The sequence below is a fragment of the Streptomyces sp. NPDC088746 genome, from assembly GCF_044751065.1.
Lineage (GTDB): Bacteria > Actinomycetota > Actinomycetes > Streptomycetales > Streptomycetaceae > Streptomyces.
Map to the genome: position 1 here is coordinate 677,818 of NZ_JBIVLA010000003.1, position 16,852 is coordinate 694,669.

Genomic DNA, 16,852 nt, shown 5'->3' on the forward strand with positions numbered 1-16,852 from the left:
AGACGCCCGGCCCCCGTTGCCCGGGAGGCAGGTCCGTCATGCGCGGCACGATGTGGAAGTGCGCGTGCGCGAAACCTTCGGCTTCGGCGAACTGGACGACATAGGTCTTGGCGCAGCCGGTCACGCTCCGGAGAGCCCGGGACAGCCTGACCTGCCATGTCCCCAGGGCGGCCGCCTCGGCGTCGGTGAGGTCGTGGACGGCGGTGACATGGCGGCGGGGCAGGAGCACCAGCCAGCCGGGCACCGCCGTGTCGAAGGCGTGGGCCACCCGCCAGTGCTCGTCGGACGCGACGTGCTCGCGTGGTGGGAGTTCGCCGAACTGTGCTTCTCTGCCGCACGCGTAGCAGTCGGGAGCCGTCATGGACCCCGATCGTAGAACCACCCGGTGCGGCCGAGGGGGTGTTCGGGCACATGGGGACGAGGTTGATGTGTACTTACGTGATGCGAGGGCGAGTTCACCGCGACGCGAGCAGAGAGGGCACCGCCCATGGGACGGCCGACGACGCCAGCACCCCTGCCGAGGAGCACGAAGGTGCTGTCCATCGGGCTGCATCCGAGTGCGCTCGACTACACCCGGATGCCCGACGGTCTCGACGAGGCGGCGCTCACCGCCCGGATCGCGGCCGGGAACGCGGCGCTGCGTGAGGCGGGGTTCGATGCCGTCCCGTGCCTGATCGACACCTCTCCGGACCGCGCCGAGGCGACCGTCCGGGAGCGTCTGCGGGAAGATGCGTTCGGCTTGGCGATGATCGGCGGCGGTGTACGCATGGCGCCGGAGAACACCCTGCTGTTCGAGCGGCTGGTCAACGTCCTGGCCGAGGCGGCACCCGGGATCCGGCTGTGCTTCAACACCTCGCCGGAGACCACGGTCGATGCGCTGAGGCGGTGGATCCGGGAGTGAGGGGGAAGAGCCTGCGGTCCGGCCCCCGTCCCGCCGCCCGGCTCGGTCGTACCGTTCCGGGCGGCAGGCTTCCGGAGGTCAGAGCGACGTCATGACGTGCTTGATCCGGGTGTAGTCCTCGAAGCCGTACGCGGAGAGGTCCTTGCCGTAGCCGGACTTCTTGAACCCGCCGTGCGGCATCTCGGCGACGAGTGCCATGTGGGTGTTGATCCACACACAGCCGAAGTCGAGGTTCTTCGACATGCGCATCGCCCGCGCGTGGTCCTTGGTCCACACCGAGGAGGCCAGGGCGTAATCCACACCGTTGGCGTACGCGACGGCCTGGGCCTCGTCCGTGAACGACTGGACGGTCATGACCGGTCCGAAGACCTCCTGCTGGACGATCTCGTCGTCCTGCCGGAGGCCCGAGACGACGGTCGGGGCGTAGAAGTAGCCCTTGTCGCCGACCCGGTGACCGCCCGCCTCGATCCTGGCGTGCTCGGGCAGGCGCTCGACGAAGCCGCTGACCTGGGCGAGCTGACCCGCGTTGTTGAGGGGTCCGTACAGCACGTCCTCGTCGTCCGGGAGACCGGTCCTCGTGCCGGCCGCGGCCTTGGCGAGGGCGGTGACGAACTCGTCGTGGACGGACTCGTGGACGAGGACGCGGGTCGCGGCCGTGCAGTCCTGACCGGCGTTGAAGAAGCCGCCGACCACCAGGTCCTCGACCGCCTTCGCCAGGTCGGCGTCCTCGAAGACCACGGCGGGAGCCTTGCCGCCGAGCTCCAGGTGGACGCGCTTGACGTCCTTGGACGCGCTCTGGGCGACCTGGATGCCGGCCCGCACCGATCCGGTGATGGAGGCCATCGCCGGGGTCGGGTGCTCCACCATCAGCCGGCCGGTGTCACGGTCGCCGCAGACCACGTTGAAGATCCCGGCGGGGAGCTCCAGCTCCGTCAGGACACCGCCGATGATCTCGGCCAGCAGCACCGTGGACGCCGGGGTGGTGTCCGAGGGCTTGAGGACCACCGCGTTGCCCGCGGCGAGCGCGGGCGCGAACTTCCACACCGCCATCAGCAGGGGGTAGTTCCAGGGCGCGACCTGGGCGCAGACGCCCACCGGCTCACGGCGGATGATGGAGGTGAGGCCCTCCATGTACTCGCCGGCCGAACGGCCTTCGAGCATCCGCGCCGCGCCGGCGAAGAAGCGCACCTGGTCGATGGCGGGGGCGACCTCCTCGCTGCCGGTGAGGTGGAGCGGCTTGCCGGTGTCCCGGCTCTCCGCGGCGACCAGGTCGTCCGCCCGTGCCTCCATCGCGTCGGCGATCTTCAGCAGCGCGCGCTGGCGCACGGACGGGGTGGTGTCGCGCCAGACGGGGAACGCGGCGGCCGCGGCCGCCATCGCCGCGTCGACGTCGGCCGTCCCCGAGAGCGGGGAGGTCGCGTAGACGTCACCCGTGGTGGGGTCCACCACATCGAGCGTGCGGCCGTCCGAGGCGTCGGCGAACGCACCGTCGATGTAGTTGCGGAACGTGGTGCTCATGGAGGTCTCTCCCGGTCAGGCGGTGGTGCGGGCGGAAAGGTGTGCGTGGACGGCGGTCCGGCGACCGTCCTCGGCGCGGGCGAGGACGGGGGCGCGTCCGGGCGGAGGACTCAGTGGGCCGTCACGGGTTCGGTGACGGGGCCCTCCGAGCCGCCGGTGATCGGAGGCACCGGGGAGTCCGAGGCCCGGACGAAGCGCGGTCCGTCCGGTCCGTACACGGCGCGCGGTTCGGGGAACAGGGCGAGCAGTGCGAGGTAAAGGACGGCGGCGAGGGCGAGGCCCACCGGCAGGGAGATGTCCGTGCCGTTGGCGAGGTCACCGAGCGGGCCGACGAACTGGCCGGGCAGGTTGGTGAAGAGCAGCGCCACGACGGCCGAGACGAGCCAGGTGGACAGGCCACGCCAGTTCCAGCCGTGCGTGAACCAGTAACGGCCACCGCGCCGGCGGCGGTTGAAGACCTGGAGCGCTTCGGCGTCGTACCAGCCACGGCGGGTGACGTAGCCCAGCGCCATCACGATCATCCACGGTGCGGTGCAGGTGATGATCAGCGTCGCGAAGGTGGAGATGGACTGCGCGAGATTGAGCGCGAAGCGGCCGACGAAGATGAACGCGATGGACAGGGCGCCGATGAAGAAGGTGGCCTGGACCCGGCTGAAGCGCGTGAAGACGCTGGAGAAGTCGAGGCCCGTGCCGTAGAGGGCCGTCGTACCGGTGGAGAGGCCGCCGATCAGCGCGATCAGGCAGAGCGGCAGGAAGTACCAGCCGGGCGAGATCGCGAGCAGCCCGCCCACGTAGTTGGGGGCCGCCGGGTCGATGTACTTGGCGGCCTTCGACGCGATGATCGACGCGGTGGCCAGGCCGAAGAGGAACGGCAGCAGGGTGGCGATCTGGGCGAGGAAGGCGGCCCCCATCACCCGGCGACGAGGAGCCCCGGCCGGGATGTAGCGGGACCAGTCGCCGAGGAACGCGCCGAAGGAGACCGGGTTGGAGAGCACGATCAGCGCGGCGCCGATGAACGACGGCCAGAACAGCGGGTCGGCGGTCGAGGCGAAGGCTCCCGCGTAACCGGGGTCGAAGTCGCCCGCGAAGGCGAACGCGCCGAGGACGAAGAGGGACGACGCGGCCAGCACCGCGATCTTGTTGACCAGCAGCATGAAACGGAAGCCGTAGACACAGACGACCAGCACGAGTCCGGCGAAGACCGCGTACGCGACGCCGTACGTGAGATCCGATTCGGGGAGGCCGACGAGACGGTGCGCGCCTCCGACGAGCGCGTCCCCCGAGGACCACACCGAGATCGAGAAGAAGGCGATCGCCGTGAGCAGGGAGAGGAACGAGCCGACGACCCGGCCGTGCACGCCCAGGTGCGCGGAGGAGGACACGGCGTTGTTGGTGCCGTTGGCCGGTCCGAACAGCGCCATCGGGGCGAGCAGCAGCGCACCCGCGACGAGGCCGAGGACGGTCGCGGCGAGGCCCTGCCAGAAGGAGAGGCCGAAGAGGATCGGGAAGGCGCCCAGCACACAGGTCGCGAAGGTGTTGGCGCCGCCGAAGGCGAGCCGGAACAGATCGACCGGGCGGGCCGTGCGGTCCGCGTCCGGGATCCGCTCGACACCATAGGTCTCGATTTCGGTGATCGAGGTCGTCACGGACGCTCCACCTTCCCTTGATGCGTCGGGGCGTCCCCGCAGTCTGTGGCCCGCGGATGATCAGCGACAACTGTGCTGACCACAAAGATGTAGGCTCCCAGCTGTGGTCGGCAACAAACTCACCGTCGAGGATCTGCTCTCCTTCCCGGCGCTCCAGCTCTCGGTGAAGGCCGGCAGCGGCGGCCTGGGCCGGTCCGTGTCATGGGCGCACGCGAGCGAGCTCGCCGATCCGACACCCTGGCTGCTGGGCGCCGAGGTGATCATGACGGCCGGTCTGGCGGTCCCCCGCGGTGCGGCCGGGCAGCGTGCCTATCTGGAGCGGCTGGACGACGCGGGCGTGTCCGCTCTCGCGCTCTCGGCCCAGCTGCACATGCCGCCCCTCCACGACGCGCTCTTCGAGGCGGCCGAGGAGCGCGGCTTCCCGGTCCTCGAAGTCCCGCTCGCCGTCCCCTTCATCGCTGTCGCGCAGGAGATCGCGGCCTCGGTCCAGGAGGACGCCCGGCACCGGCTGGGGGCGCAGCTCCAGGTCTTCGGCTCCCTGCGCTGGCTGGTCGCCGAGGACCTCGACACCCCGGCGCTCCTGCGCCGTCTCGAAGGCCTGTCGGGCTACGACATCTTCCTCTGCACGCCGCAGGGCCGCCCGCTCCTGCCGGGCGTTCCCACCCCGGACCCCGGTGTCCTGCCCGCCTCCGTCGACGCCCCGCCCACGATGCCCGGCGGCTTCGTCATCCCGGTGCCCGCGCCCGGCGGGCCGGCGGGCTTCCTCGTCGCGTACGAGCGCCAGGGCGCCCAGCCGGCGGGCCTCGCCGTGGTCCAGCACATCGCCACGGTGGCGGCGCTGCGGCTGGCCATGGTGCGCAACGAGCGCGAGGTGCTGCGCCGCGAGGGGGCGGAGACGCTGGCCGAGCTGTTGCAGGAGGTCCTGGACCCGGAGGCGGCCCGCCGTCGGCTCGCCCGGCATGCGATCGAGGGCGACGCCGTGCTGCTCGTGGTCCGCCGCGCCACGGACGAGGCGCTGCTGAACTGCCTGGAGGGTCACCCCCATCTGCTGCTCACCTGGGGCGAGGACCGCTACGTCCTGGGGGCACCGGACCTGGCGGAGGCCGTCGGCGGGCTGCCGGCCGTGGCGGCCGGGATGAGCCGTCCCTTCGCGCCGGGCGTCGCACTGAAGGTCGCCGAGCGTGAGGCGCTCTGGGCCGTCTCGAAGGCCGTGGAGTCGGGCCGCCCGGTCGTCCGGTACGGCGACGACTCGACGGGCCGGTGGCTGCCCGACGACCCCGCTGTCCTGACCGCCCTGGTCGAGCATGTGCTCGGCGAGGTCCTGCGCTACGACGAGGTCCACGACTCGCATCTGCTGGTCTCGGCCCGCACCTGGATGGAGCGTGACCGCCGTACGGAGACGGCCGCGGCGGCGCTGCACATCCACCCGAACACCCTTGCGTACCGGCTGCGCCGCTTCGGCGCTCTCTCACGACGAGATCTGACGTCGACGGGCGCCCTGGCCGAGGTCTGGCTGGCGATCCAGGCGGCGGGCGCGCTGGGACTCACCGACTGACACCGGTTCCGGCTCCCGTAATTTCTCCGGGCCTGAAATCCGTGACGGGGGGTAGACGGGCGGTGTACTGAGCTGCGTGGTGCAGCTGACGAACGGGGGAACTGGCATGGAACGGCTGGCGACGAGGTGCGGGACCGAGCAGGACAGGCCGCAGGGCGACGCGGGCGTCGTGGCGGGTAGCGCAGCGTACGACATGGAGTCCGGGGACATTTCCCGTGCTCGCGGTTTCGTTCGGGAGTTCCTGTCCGACGCGCGGTCCCTGCGAGGTGTGGACGTCCCCGCGCGGGCCATGGAGGTCTCGCAGCTGGTGGTGAGCGAGCTCGCCACGAATGTCTGCAAGTACGCGCCGGGCCCGTGCCTGCTGGATCTCGAGGTGGACGGCAGCATGCTGACCATCACGATGTGGGACTCGGGCTCCGTGCTCCCCAGCGCGGTGCAGGGCGACCCCTCACGTGCGGGGCAGCACGGTCTGGAGATCGTGCTCGCGGTCTGCCAGAGCTTCGAGGTGCGCCGCGAGCCCGTGGGCAAGCGGGTGCGCGTACAGATCTCGCTGCTCGACGGCCTGGACGGCGATCTTTCGGGCCAGTCACCCTGGTGACGCCCGGCAGATGACGAGCGGCGCGGCCACGCCCCCGGGTGGGGCGTGGCCGCGCCGTGTGTGGCCGGTGCCTCAGTAGGCGGAGTCGACGTTGTCGATGGAGCCGTACTTGTCGGCCGCGTAGTTGGCGGCCGCGGTGATGTTGGCGACCGGGTCGGTCAGGTCCTTCGGGGTGCCCGAGACGTGATAGGCGTCGAAGGTCGGCTGGATGACCTGCAGCAGGCCCTTGGAGGGCGTGCCGTTCTGCGCGTTGACGTCCCAGTCGTTGGATGCTTCGGGGTCGCCGCCGGACTCACGCATGATGTTGCTGTGCAGGCCCTCGTAGCTGCCCGGGATCCCCTTGGCGTCCATGATCTTGAGGGACTCCCGGATCCAGCTGTCCAGATTGTCCGTGTCGGCGGCCTTGCCGGCCTTCTCACCGAGAGCGTCCGCCTGCGCGGCGACTCCGGCGGCCGAGACCCCGGCCGACACGGCCGCACTGTGCGAGGCCGGCTCGGAGGCGTGCGCGGGGGACGGGGCGAGGGTCAGAGCGGCTGCTGCGGCTCCTGCCGCGCACAGTCCGGAGACCGCGAACCTGCGGGTCCGGGCGGTACGGGCGGTGGGGGCCAGGGACTGAGCGGACGTACGGATAAAACACTCTCCTTGCGCTGATGTCAGGGACGTCCCGGGGGCCGGAGCCGGAGCGGCAGGGCGCGGCGGAATGCCGCTCCCCACCGGTCCGGAGCGTCAGCTCCCGGGGCTCGAACCATGGTTAGCGGCATGTCGCGGCGGCGGCAACGACCCGCCCTACTAGGCCCCTACGTAGACGAGCCCCCAGTGGCCTGGGCGCTCGAACCCCGCGACCTGGGAACGGGCTCCTACTACGGCGCCTCGTATGTGACCTGGAACCTATGGGCCGACTCACAGCCCGGCCCCGTACCGGCCGGCCGTCGGAGCCGCGACGCCCTTCACGGCTCCGCCCTGACCACGTCGGGGGGAAGGCGCTTCAGCCTTCTTGCGGAGCGGCGGCGGTGGAGCGGACGTCCACCACGGTGGCGGCGAATGCCAGCGGGCCGGGCAGCAGTGGGATCAGCAGGGGCATCGACCACGCGAGGAGCGCGGCGAGCAGCACGGCTGCGGCCAGCAGGAGGGCGCCGCCCGGGTCGGCGGCTGAGCGGACTAGTCCCTCGCGTACGGACAGCCGGTGCGGGGCCTGGAGCGCGGTGGCGCGCAGCCCGACGACGGCGGCCGCGAGGGCGAGCAGGGCCAGGGCGGGCGCCATGACGGGCGCCCCGGGCAGCTCGCCGCGGAGCAGGGCGGCGTCGACCAGCAGGAGCAGGACGAGTACGGGCACCAGCAGTCCGGCGGCCAGCGTGCGGAGGGACAGGTGCGCCCGGAGCCGTCCGGCGTACGCCCCGAAACCGACCGGAAGGCCGTCGTGCGCGGTCCGGCGGAGGCTTCCCGACGCCGCGGCGAACGCGGCCGGGGCGGTGACGACCGGCAGGCAGGCGAGGCTCGTGAGCAGTCCGGTGAGCAGCATGTCGGCGAAGAGGCTGAAGCCGGATCCGAAGACCTCACCGGGCTCCCGGCGGTCACGGTGCGGCACGATGCGTGCATGGGGCACGGGGGTTCAGCCCTTCAGCCCGGAGGTGGCCATGCCCTGCACCAGGTAGCGCTGGAACACGAAGAAGAACAGCACGATCGGGAGCACGGAGATCACCGACATGGCGAACATCGGCCCGTACGCGGACGTGCTGGACTGGTCGACGAAGCTGCGCAGGGCCAGGGTGATGGTGAATTTCTCCGGCGCGAACAGGTAGATCATCTGGGTGAAGAAGTCGTTCCACGTCCAGATGAACGTGAAGATGGCCGTGGTGATCAGCGCGGGCCGGCTCAGCGGCAGAGTGATCGACCAGAAGGTGCGGAAGGGCCCGCACCCGTCGATGCGGGCGGACTCCTCCAGCTCGCGGGGAAGCCCGCGCATGAACTGCACGATGAGGAAGACGAAGAACGCCTCGGTGGCCAGGAACTTGGGCAGGATCAGCGGCCAGTAGGTGTCCACCAGGCCGAGCTGGTTGAAGACGATGTACTGCGGGATCAGCACGACGTGGTGCGGCAGCATCAGCGTCGCCACCATGAAGGCGAACATCCCCTTGCGCATACGGAAGCGCATCCGGGCGAAGGCGTAGGCGGCCAGCGAGCAGGACAGGACGTTGCCGAGGACGGCGCCGCCCGCGATCATCAGGGTGTTGCCGAGCAGCCTGGTGACGGAGACGCCCGCCACACCTTCGAGGGCGGTCGTGTAGTTGGACCACTCGAGATGGCTCGGCCACAGGTCGAGGCTGGTGACCACCTCGTCGACCGGCTTGAGCGACGTGGCGAGCAGCCAGGCCAGGGGATACAGCAGGACGAGAAGGCTCACTGCCGCGGCCGTGTGCGGCAGCCACCGCTTCGTGGCGATGTTCATCGTCCCTCCTCGTCCGCGTAGAAGACCCAGGACCGGGAGGTCCGGAACAGGATCAGGGTGACCAGGCCGATGGCGATGAGCAGCAGCCAGGCCATGGCCGATGCGTAGCCCATGTGGGAGGCGGTGAAGCCGCGCTCGTACAGGTAGAGCGTGTAGAACATGGTCGAGTCCGCCGGTCCGCCGTCGCCGCCGCTGATGGCGAAGGCGGGCGTGAAGACCTGGAAGGACTGGATGGTCTCCAGGACCAGGTTGAAGAAGACGACCGGGGAGAGCATCGGCACGGTGATGGAGACGAACTGCCGCCACCGGCCTGCGCCGTCGAGCGCCGCCGCCTCGTAGAGGTCGGGTGAGATCTGCTGCAGACCGGCCAGGAAGATCACCATGGGTGCGCCGAACTGCCACACGGTGAGCAGCACGACGGCGAACACCGCCAGGTCGGGGTTGCCGACCCAGCCGCCGAGGTCGATGCCGATCGCGCCCAGCACGCCGTCGACCGAGCCGCCGTCGTTGAACAGCGCCTTCCACACCAGGGCGATGGACATGCTCGCCCCGAGCAGGGACGGCGCGTAGAACGCGGAGCGGTAGAAGGCACGGCCCCGGCCGAGGTTCTTCAGCAGCATGGCCACCCCGAGGGCCAGGGCCAGTTTCAGCGGGACGGCGACCACGACGTACAGCAGGGTGGTTCCCACCGAACGCCAGTACCGCGGGTCTTCGGTGAGCATCTCGGTGTAGTTGCGCAGGCCGACCCATCGCGGCGCGTCGAAGAGGTTGTAGTCGGTGAAGGAGAGGTACAGGGAAACGGCCATCGGCACGAGGGTCAGGATGCCCGCGCCGATCATCCACGGCGAGAGGAACACATAGGCGGGCCACTGCTTCTCGCGTACCTGGCGGCGCCGCTTCTCCGGCGGTTCCGGGGGCGTCGTCCGGTCGGTGGACGCGGGCGTGTCGGTCGAGACGGCGCTCATGACCTCAGCTCCCTGTTCGCCTCGTCGATGAGTTCACGCGCGGCCTCCCGGGGTGTGGCGAGCCCGTATGCCACGCGCTGGTACTGGCGCTTGAAGGCGTTCTGGATCGCGATGTCGCCCCGCGGCGGTGCGGCCGGCGGGGCGTCCAGGCCGTACTTCTCCATCTCCTGCGCGTACCGGTAGATCTCCAGCTCCGCGCCCTTGAGGGTCTTGGCGACACGGCCCGCGACCACCCTGTTGGGCGGAGTGGACCGGGTGAAGCCGAGGATGTCCCCCGCCCGCCGGTCGTTGAGCAGGAAGTCGACCAACTGGGCTGCTTCCTTGGGGTGTTCGGTGCCCGATCCGACGCCGAAGAGCATGGAGGGCTTGAAGTACGAGCCCTGGCGGCCGTCGGTCGACGGGGTCGGCCCGAAGCGGATCCGGTCACCGAGGAGGGCCGGGTAGCCGGGGAACGGCGCGTCCCAGGTGAAGTCGGAGGCCGCGAGACCGCGGCCGATGGGGCTGGTCTCGGTGGTGTTGGCCTGCACGGTGTCCTTGGCCTGGGCGGCGGCGCCCTCCCGGCGCAGTTCGTCGCAGAGGGTCCAGAAGTCGGTGAGCTCGTCCTCGGTGAAGCCGAGCTCGGTCCGGCCGGCGTACAGCTTCCCGCCGCGGCTGCGCAGCCACGTCTCGAACACGTCCTCGTTGACCCCGCCGTCGTTGGTGCCCACGAAGGGGCGGCCGTCGGGGGACTTCAGGCCGAGGGCGGCGATGCGCCTGTTCGTCTCGGCCCACTCCTCCCAGGTCCGGTCCGGCCGGGGGGCGGGGACGCCGGCCTTCTCGAAGACGGCGGAGTCGTAGGCGTATCCGGTGATGCCGCGGCCCGCGGGCAGGGCGTACTGCTCGCCCTCGTAGGTGCCCGTACGCACGAACTCCGGGTCCATCTCGGCGATGCGGATCGTGCTGCCCCGGATGGCGTCGCCCAGCGGGAGGAGTGCGCCGCCGCCCGCGTACTGGGAGATCTGGCGGTAGTCGAGCTGGGCGACGTCGGGGATCCCGCCCCCGGCCGCCTGCGTGGCCAGCTTCTGCATGTACGAGCCGAAGTCGCCGTTGGAGGTCCGCACGGTGACGCCGGGATGTTCCTTCTCGAAGAGCCGCACGGCCCGCACGGTGCGGGAGGCACGGTCGTCGTTGCCCCACCAGGAGAACGTGAGGGTGATTCCTTCCGAGCTGCCGCCGCTCCCGGCGGAACACGCGGTGAGCGAGGCCATCAGTGCGGTGCCGAGACCGGCGCCGGCCGCGGCCAGGACGGCCCGGCGGCTCGGGTGCCGGCCGCTTCGGGGCTCGGGCATGGGGGCCTTCCAGGGGTGGGACACGGGTGGAGGAGGGGCCCGGGCGTGCTGCCGGGCCCCGGTCCGGGCGACGGGGTTCCGTCAGATGCCCGGGTAGACGTCCAGGCGGCCGCACATGCCGAAGCGTCCGCGTGCGGTGGGGCCGGTCGAGGTGACCCGTGCGTCTGCCAGGTACCGCCCGTCCCCGCCGCGCAGGGCGCCGAACTGGGCCCCGGTGGCCGCCGCGGCGGCGTGCGCCCCGTCCCGCCAGCGCTGTTCCCAGCCGTCGAGGCGGGGCCGCACCAGCTCGGCGGCCGCCCGCTGGAAGGCCGCGAGCGGTTCCGGGTCGCCGCCCTCGGTGGCCTCGCGCAGCTCCAGGAAGCGGCGGGTGGCCAGATCCCGGCGGGCACGGGCGGCGTCCGCCTGCTCGGCCTCGGAGACGTCGGCCGGGATACGGACCGCGTCGGCGTAGGTGCCGGGGTCGGTGAGGCGGTCCTGCGGCAGCGTGAGGACGGCGTCCCCCGCTTCCGGCAGACCGCTGTTCTGCATCACCACGACGATCTCCAGACCGCCCTCGTTGACCAGGCGGTGGATCGTGCCGGGCGTGAACCAGGCGACGGAGCCCGCCTCCAGGGGCGTCTCCTGGAAGCCGGTGGTGGTGAGCGTCTGCACGGCGCCCCGGCCGGCGGTGACCACGTAACCCTCGCTGCAGGTGAGGTGCAGATGGGGGGTGCCGCCGCCGGGCAGGCCCTCGACGGTGGGCCAGTCGTAGACGGTCAGCCGTGACACCCCGACCGCCGCCGGGAACCCGTCGTACGTCGCGCTCACCACGTCTGCGCCTCCAGGTGTGCGGCGATCTGTTCGCGGTCCCATGCGCCGTCGGCCACGAGCACGCGGTAGCTCCGGTCGAGCGTGTCGCCGGGGGCGAGGACCAGCTCCTCGTGGAACGCCCAGGACGGCGCGACCGCTGCGAACGGGGCGCTGCGCACGAACCAGTGAGCCGGGTGGGTCCCCTTGTCGCCCGCGTGGTCGTTGGCGGGCGCGTGCTCGAAGACGACGGTGGCGTGGCCGTCACGGCCGTCGTGCTCACCGACGTAGGCCAGCCAGGGCGCCTGACTCCCCATCAGGTCTTCGCCGTCCCGCTCGGCGGTGAAGACCTTGCCGTCGCGGAAGGCGCGGGGGCCGCGCCAGAAGAGTCCGGTGTATCCGGCGGCGGGCCGGCCGTGGGTGGTGGGGCTGCCGAAACGCAGCGGCTCCTCGCGCCGGTTGGTGACCGACGAGGTCCAGCCGAGCGTCCAGCTGCCGGCCTCCGCGTCGACGTCGCACACCTCGATGCGGCGCTCCTCCTCGGCCCACAGCTCGCCGTCGTGCGGGTGCCAGGTCAGCCGCTCGGCGATGACGGCCCGGTCACCCGCCGCGGAGACCTCGCCGAAGGCCACGTGGGCCATCGAGCCGATCCTCTCCGGCAGTGCGAGGTATCCCTCGCCGTGCACATAGGTGTTGCCGCCCCAGAGGTTCTGCCCCGACAGGTGGGAGGCCGTCAGCTGCAGCCCCTTGTGCCACCGGTGGTCGTTGGGCCGGTAGTCCGTGACGAGTCCGCCGGAGAGGGTCCTGACCGGGTGCAGGTAGGGCTTGGGCGCCTCCCATGGGGCCTCGGGGCGGTACACGTAGGCGAACAGCTCGGTGCCGGTCGCCTCGTGCGCGACGGTGATCCGGTCCCCGTGGGCGTGGGTCAGCGAGAGCGTCATACGTGGTCCTCTTCCTTACGGGCGGTGGCCGGCGCCCAGCCGGGGGCACCGCCGTGCAGCTCGGTGTAGTAGGGGTCGCCGGGGCCGATGTCCCCCGCGCGCACGGGTGTGCCGGTGAACGCGGACTTGTACAGGGCGGTGATGAATTCGAGCGTCTGACGGCCGCCTGCGCCGCTCGTGGGGTGACGCCGTCCGCCCCTGATGTCGGCGACCAGGGCACGCAGCTGGGCGACGTGCGAACTGGGCTCGTCGGCGCCGAAGTCCTGCCAGGCCGCAGCGGTCTCCTCGGGGACTCCGGGCGCCGGGGTGATGCGCCAGTCCGCGTTGCGGTAGCCGTACAGGTGGGTGAGCTCGATCGTGGCCTTCTCGCAGTCGATGCGGATCCGGCTGACCTCGTCGGGGCTGAGCACGCTGTTGACGACGGTGGCGACGGCTCCGCCCTCGAAGCGGATCTGCGCGGTGGACACGTCCTCGGTCTCCACGTCGTGCACGAGTCGTGCCGCCATGCCGCGCACCTCGGCCCAGGGCCCCATCAGATCGAGCAGCAGGTCGGTCTGGTGGATGCCGTGCCCCATGGCGGGGCCGCCGCCCTCGGTGGCCCAGCGGCCGCGCCACGGAACCGCGTAGTACGCCGCGTCCCGGTACCAGGTGGTCTGGCAGTGCGCCACGAGCGGCCGGCCGAACGCACCGCCGCGCAGCAGCCGCCGGACGTGACGCGCACCGGAACCGAAGCGGTGCTGGAAGACGATGGCCGCGTACGGGTCCGCGTCACCGCCCTTCTCCGCCGCCTCGATCGCGTCGAAGTCGGCGAGGGAGGGGCACGGCGGCTTCTCGCACCACACCCAGGCGCCGGCCTTCAGCGCCGCGACGGACTGCTCCCGGTGTACGGCCGGCGGCGTGCACAGCACCACGAGATCCGGACGCACTTCGGCGAGCATGGCGCCGAGGTCCGTGCCGGCGTACGGGATTCCGGCCTCGTCCGCGAGCAGCCGGACGGTGTTCCCGTCGACGTCGACCGCGGCGACGACCTCCACCTCGCCCTCTGCGGCCAGGGCCCGAAGGGCGGGCAGATGAGTGGAGCGCGCGATCCCTCCCGTGCCGACCACGGCTGTGCGCAGCGGGGCGCTCGAACGGTGCGGGGACATACAGACCCTCTCGTGAGGCGGGTGGGCGGAGCACTACGGGCCTTGGGCCGTAGTGACGAGCCGGCCCGGGCAGCGGCCCTGGTGAGGGCGGCCGACCGCGCGCCGCAGCCGTACGGCGGACCGATAGAAAGCGTTTGCTGTCATGGCCGTCGCCGACGTGTTCCAACGTTGTAACCGCTGTGAGTCTCCGAGGTCAACCCATCGGACACAACGGGCTCGAGATCCGCTCCGAGCCCTGACACCGCGCGACAGCCCCTGCATAATCCGGTGAATGACGACGAGGGAGGCCGGTCGGTGGCAGCGGTGACGCTCAAGGACGTGGCGGAGCGCGCGGGGGTGTCGATCAAGACCGTGTCCAACGTTGTACGTGGCGCCCCCCGGGTGTCCGGAGCCACCCGGGAACGGGTGATGCGCGCCGTGGGCGACCTCGGCTACCGCCCGAACCCGACGGCGCGCCGCCTCCGGACGGGACGCAGCGGCCTGATCGGGCTCGCCGTCCCGGATCTCGCGACGCCCTATTTCGCGGAGCTGGCCCACCACGTCAGGGCGGAGGCCGCGGCGTCGGAGCTCACGGTCCTGATCGAGGAGACCCTGGGGGACGCGACGGAGGAGCTGCGCCTGGCGACGGGGGTCGGTGCCTCGCTCCTGGACGGGATGATCCTGTCACCGCTGCATGTGTCGCTCGGTGAGCTGGCCCCGGTCGCCAGCGAGTTCCCCCTGGTACTGCTGGGCGAGCGAAACTACGGGGGCGACCGGATCGTGGCGGACCACGTCCTGATCGACAACGTCGCGGCGGCCCGTGAGGCGACCGCGCACCTCGCCGGCCTGGGACGGACCCGGATCGCCGCCGTGGGCGTGGACGCCCAGGGGTCAGCGACCAGTCGGCAGCGCCTCGAAGGGTTCCAACAGGCATTGCACGACTCGGGATTGACCTTCGATCCCCGGTTGGCACCCCCGGTGAGGGAGTTCGACCGGCGCAACGGCCTGCTGGCCACGCGCGCGCTCACCTCCCTGCCGGCCGGCGTGCGGCCCGACGCCGTGTTCTGCTTCAGCGATCCGCTGGCGGTCGGAGCACAGCGGGCCTTGTACGAAGCGGGGATGAGCGTCCCCGGGGACGTCGCGGTGGCGAGCATCGACGGCTCGGAGGAGGCGCTCTACAGCACGCCGTCCCTCACCTCGGTGGTACCGGACAAGGCCGCGATCGCAGCCTTGGCGGTGAAGTGCCTGGCGACACGCATCCGTTCGGAGGCCCCGCTGCCGTTCGAGGTGCACATGGCCCCGCACCGGCTGGAAGCACGGGAGTCCACCGACGGCGTACGAAGACAGCTGACACCGTGAGCGGGGCAGCCGAAGGCCGGGGGCACACACCCCCCTCACGGACCACCCGTCGGCACACGGCGGGCCGTGGACACCACGAGGCCGACGGGTGGCCGTCCGGACGTCAGAGGATGAAGACGTCAGAGGATGAAGACGCTTCCCGCGGTTTCGGAGTGGTACGTCACGCCCGGGTGGACGAGCTCCTCCACCAGTCCGGTGCAGTCGGGACCTGAGTGCACCTCGGCGATCGCGTCGGTGTGGTTGGTCACCGACGACGGATACCACTTGACCGAGTAGCAGCCGGACGGGTCCTTGTACTCACCACCGTTGATGACCAGTACACCTTCGGCCGCGTATGCGGAACCCTGGAGCGTGAAGGCCAGCGCCGCGGCGGCCGCGAACACCCCCAGGCTTGTCGCCCTGTGTCTCTTCATGCGCGTCGTTCCTTCCGATACCGCGGGCCGTGTCTGCAACGACCCACTGTCATCACGCAAAGTATCGACGATCGCACGAATAGTGAATGCGGTGGACCGGAAAGCCCGGGCCGGCGACCTGGCGTCCGGCGTCGCCGTGAATCTGTCCGAACTCCTTCGCCCGATGGCACACTTGGTGTGCACGCGGCATTTACGACGCCGGCCGCACCGGCTCAGGGAAGGTGGCTTCACGTGATCGCCGTTCGTCGTGCGCTCGCCCCTCTCCGTAAACTCTTCACCGCCCACCCGCCCGTCCCCGTCCCGCCACGGGACCCGGCCCGGCCGCGGCACAACGTCTTCGAAGCCGCCGCGACGTACGTGACCGCGAGCGCCGAGGAGGACACGGACCGCCTCGACGACGCGGCGGGCTGGGTCGCGCCCGACGCCTTGGCCTTCGGGATCAACGAGCTCGCCTGCCGGGCCGTGATCGCTCTGGCCAGGGAGCGCGACGAGCCCGTGGAGGTCGTGGCACGGGGTCTCCTCGGCCTGCCAGGAGCACAGCCGGCGGGAGCGGCGCCAGGGCGCCGGGAACCACCCCTGTGACCATTGGTGGACCGCTGACATGGCGCTCCGATGTCGCCGAGTTGCTGGCGGGGGCCGGCGTCATCGACGTGGACGTCGATGACGCCGTCGCGGACGAGCACGTCCGATCGCCCGCGTACCGACGCGTCGTCTCGGTGACCGCTGCCTCACGGAGCCGCGACCGGGACCGCGAGGTGGTGGCCACGATCCTGCGCGATCCCGTCGAGATGGTGTCCAAGACCGCGGTGGTCGAGCTCGTGGACCGGATCGCGATGAAGGTGACCGGCCCCGCGGAGTTCCGGCGGTGGTCGGCCGGACTGCTACCGGAGATCGGCCGGCTCAGGGCTGAGGGGTATCGCGACTTCATCCGCCGCCGCATGGACGACTGGCTGTTCTACCTGTCCGTCAAGGACGGTCACGTGTCGACGCCGGCCGAGTTGGCGAAGGTCACGGACTGGATGCAGCGCGTCCTCGCCACGGAGTCGACGTCACCGGCGGTACTGGCCCTGCTCGCCGAGTCGGGCAGCACCAAGAAGATACAAAACATCGCGAAGGACCGAGCCGGAAGCCGCGGGCCGGGAATGCGATGAGTCGGCAGGGCAGTCGGCGGACGCGCCGACTGCCCCCCGGAGCCGGCCCCGTGCCCCGCGGCGATCACGCGGGGAGATCACGTCCAGGACGGAAGCGACGTCAGCCCGGCCACGCCGGCTC

General features: G+C 71.2%; 17 protein-coding genes and 1 pseudogene. 6 read left to right on the forward strand and 12 right to left on the reverse strand.

The window, feature by feature from the left end; translation table 11 throughout:
• Nucleotides 1–49: 49 nt before the first annotated feature.
• Nucleotides 50–553, reverse strand: a pseudogene (locus tag ACIP63_RS17475) (HIT family protein); the annotation flags it as partial.
• On the opposite strand from ACIP63_RS17475, the gene ACIP63_RS17480 reads away from it, so the two are divergent.
• Nucleotides 533–901 (forward strand): hypothetical protein, encoded by a 369-nt coding sequence (locus tag ACIP63_RS17480; RefSeq protein ID WP_401516468.1) that lies wholly within the window; start codon nucleotides 533–535, stop codon nucleotides 899–901. The pseudogene ACIP63_RS17475 and the gene ACIP63_RS17480 sit on opposite strands and share 21 nt — an antisense overlap.
• Nucleotides 902–979: 78 nt before the next feature.
• On the opposite strand, the gene ACIP63_RS17485 is transcribed toward ACIP63_RS17480, so the two are convergent.
• Nucleotides 980–2,419: a gamma-aminobutyraldehyde dehydrogenase gene (locus ACIP63_RS17485; RefSeq protein WP_401516470.1), complete on the reverse strand. Its 1,440-nt coding sequence runs from the start codon at nucleotides 2,417–2,419 to the stop codon at nucleotides 980–982.
• A gap of 110 nt (nucleotides 2,420–2,529) precedes the next feature.
• Nucleotides 2,530–4,065, reverse strand: coding sequence for a purine-cytosine permease family protein (locus ACIP63_RS17490; protein WP_401516471.1), 1,536 nt, complete (start codon nucleotides 4,063–4,065; stop codon nucleotides 2,530–2,532).
• Between the two features lie 103 nt (nucleotides 4,066–4,168).
• On the opposite strand from ACIP63_RS17490, the gene ACIP63_RS17495 reads away from it, so the two are divergent.
• Entirely contained in the window at nucleotides 4,169–5,620 is a 1,452-nt protein-coding gene (locus ACIP63_RS17495; protein WP_401516473.1) for a PucR family transcriptional regulator, read from the forward strand.
• Nucleotides 5,621–5,726: 106 nt separating this feature from the next.
• Nucleotides 5,727–6,218 carry an ATP-binding protein gene (locus ACIP63_RS17500; protein ID WP_401516474.1) on the forward strand — a complete coding sequence of 164 codons (492 nt, stop codon included), beginning with the start codon at nucleotides 5,727–5,729 and terminating at the stop codon, nucleotides 6,216–6,218.
• 72 nt (nucleotides 6,219–6,290) lie between these two features.
• Here ACIP63_RS17500 and ACIP63_RS17505 read toward each other — a convergent pair whose 3' ends face one another.
• From ACIP63_RS17505 to ACIP63_RS17540, 8 genes are all read right to left on the reverse strand, one after another.
• Nucleotides 6,291–6,827 carry a transglycosylase SLT domain-containing protein gene (locus ACIP63_RS17505; RefSeq protein ID WP_401516931.1) on the reverse strand — a complete coding sequence of 179 codons (537 nt, stop codon included), beginning with the start codon at nucleotides 6,825–6,827 and terminating at the stop codon, nucleotides 6,291–6,293.
• 376 nt (nucleotides 6,828–7,203) lie between these two features.
• Nucleotides 7,204–7,821, reverse strand: a complete 618-nt coding sequence (locus tag ACIP63_RS17510) for a hypothetical protein (protein WP_401516476.1) — start codon at nucleotides 7,819–7,821, stop codon at nucleotides 7,204–7,206.
• Nucleotides 7,822–7,827: 6 nt separating this feature from the next.
• Nucleotides 7,828–8,664 carry a carbohydrate ABC transporter permease gene (locus tag ACIP63_RS17515; protein WP_401516478.1) on the reverse strand — a complete coding sequence of 279 codons (837 nt, stop codon included), beginning with the start codon at nucleotides 8,662–8,664 and terminating at the stop codon, nucleotides 7,828–7,830.
• Nucleotides 8,661–9,629 (reverse strand): carbohydrate ABC transporter permease, encoded by a 969-nt coding sequence (locus ACIP63_RS17520; RefSeq protein ID WP_401516480.1) that lies wholly within the window; start codon nucleotides 9,627–9,629, stop codon nucleotides 8,661–8,663. Before ACIP63_RS17520 ends, ACIP63_RS17515 begins: the two co-directional genes overlap by 4 nt.
• Nucleotides 9,626–10,957 carry an ABC transporter substrate-binding protein gene (locus ACIP63_RS17525; RefSeq protein WP_401516482.1) on the reverse strand — a complete coding sequence of 444 codons (1,332 nt, stop codon included), beginning with the start codon at nucleotides 10,955–10,957 and terminating at the stop codon, nucleotides 9,626–9,628. Before ACIP63_RS17525 ends, ACIP63_RS17520 begins: the two co-directional genes overlap by 4 nt.
• 81 nt (nucleotides 10,958–11,038) lie before the next feature.
• A complete protein-coding gene (locus ACIP63_RS17530) occupies nucleotides 11,039–11,809 on the reverse strand; it encodes a cupin domain-containing protein (protein ID WP_401516484.1) in 771 nt (256 codons plus the stop codon).
• The gene (locus ACIP63_RS17535; RefSeq protein WP_401516486.1) at nucleotides 11,761–12,684 is read right to left on the reverse strand and encodes a PmoA family protein; all 924 of its coding nucleotides are present in this window, start codon (nucleotides 12,682–12,684) and stop codon (nucleotides 11,761–11,763) included. Before ACIP63_RS17535 ends, ACIP63_RS17530 begins: the two co-directional genes overlap by 49 nt.
• On the reverse strand, nucleotides 12,681–13,829 hold the full coding sequence (locus ACIP63_RS17540) for a Gfo/Idh/MocA family protein (protein WP_401516488.1): 1,149 nt from the start codon (nucleotides 13,827–13,829) through the stop codon (nucleotides 12,681–12,683). Before ACIP63_RS17540 ends, ACIP63_RS17535 begins: the two co-directional genes overlap by 4 nt.
• A gap of 294 nt (nucleotides 13,830–14,123) precedes the next feature.
• On the opposite strand from ACIP63_RS17540, the gene ACIP63_RS17545 reads away from it, so the two are divergent.
• Nucleotides 14,124–15,167, forward strand: a complete 1,044-nt coding sequence (locus tag ACIP63_RS17545) for a LacI family DNA-binding transcriptional regulator (RefSeq protein ID WP_401516933.1) — start codon at nucleotides 14,124–14,126, stop codon at nucleotides 15,165–15,167.
• A 119-nt stretch (nucleotides 15,168–15,286) separates the two neighbouring features.
• On the opposite strand, the gene ACIP63_RS17550 is transcribed toward ACIP63_RS17545, so the two are convergent.
• Entirely contained in the window at nucleotides 15,287–15,580 is a 294-nt protein-coding gene (locus tag ACIP63_RS17550; RefSeq protein WP_401516490.1) for a hypothetical protein, read from the reverse strand.
• A 231-nt stretch (nucleotides 15,581–15,811) separates the two neighbouring features.
• Here ACIP63_RS17550 and ACIP63_RS17555 point away from each other — a divergent pair, with 231 nt between their 5' ends.
• Together ACIP63_RS17555 and ACIP63_RS17560 are read left to right on the forward strand one after the other, a co-directional pair.
• Nucleotides 15,812–16,162: a hypothetical protein gene (locus ACIP63_RS17555; protein WP_401516491.1), complete on the forward strand. Its 351-nt coding sequence runs from the start codon at nucleotides 15,812–15,814 to the stop codon at nucleotides 16,160–16,162.
• On the forward strand, nucleotides 16,159–16,731 hold the full coding sequence (locus tag ACIP63_RS17560) for a hypothetical protein (RefSeq protein WP_401516493.1): 573 nt from the start codon (nucleotides 16,159–16,161) through the stop codon (nucleotides 16,729–16,731). The genes ACIP63_RS17555 and ACIP63_RS17560 overlap by 4 nt, the downstream gene beginning before the upstream one ends.
• Nucleotides 16,732–16,852: the final 121 nt, after the last annotated feature.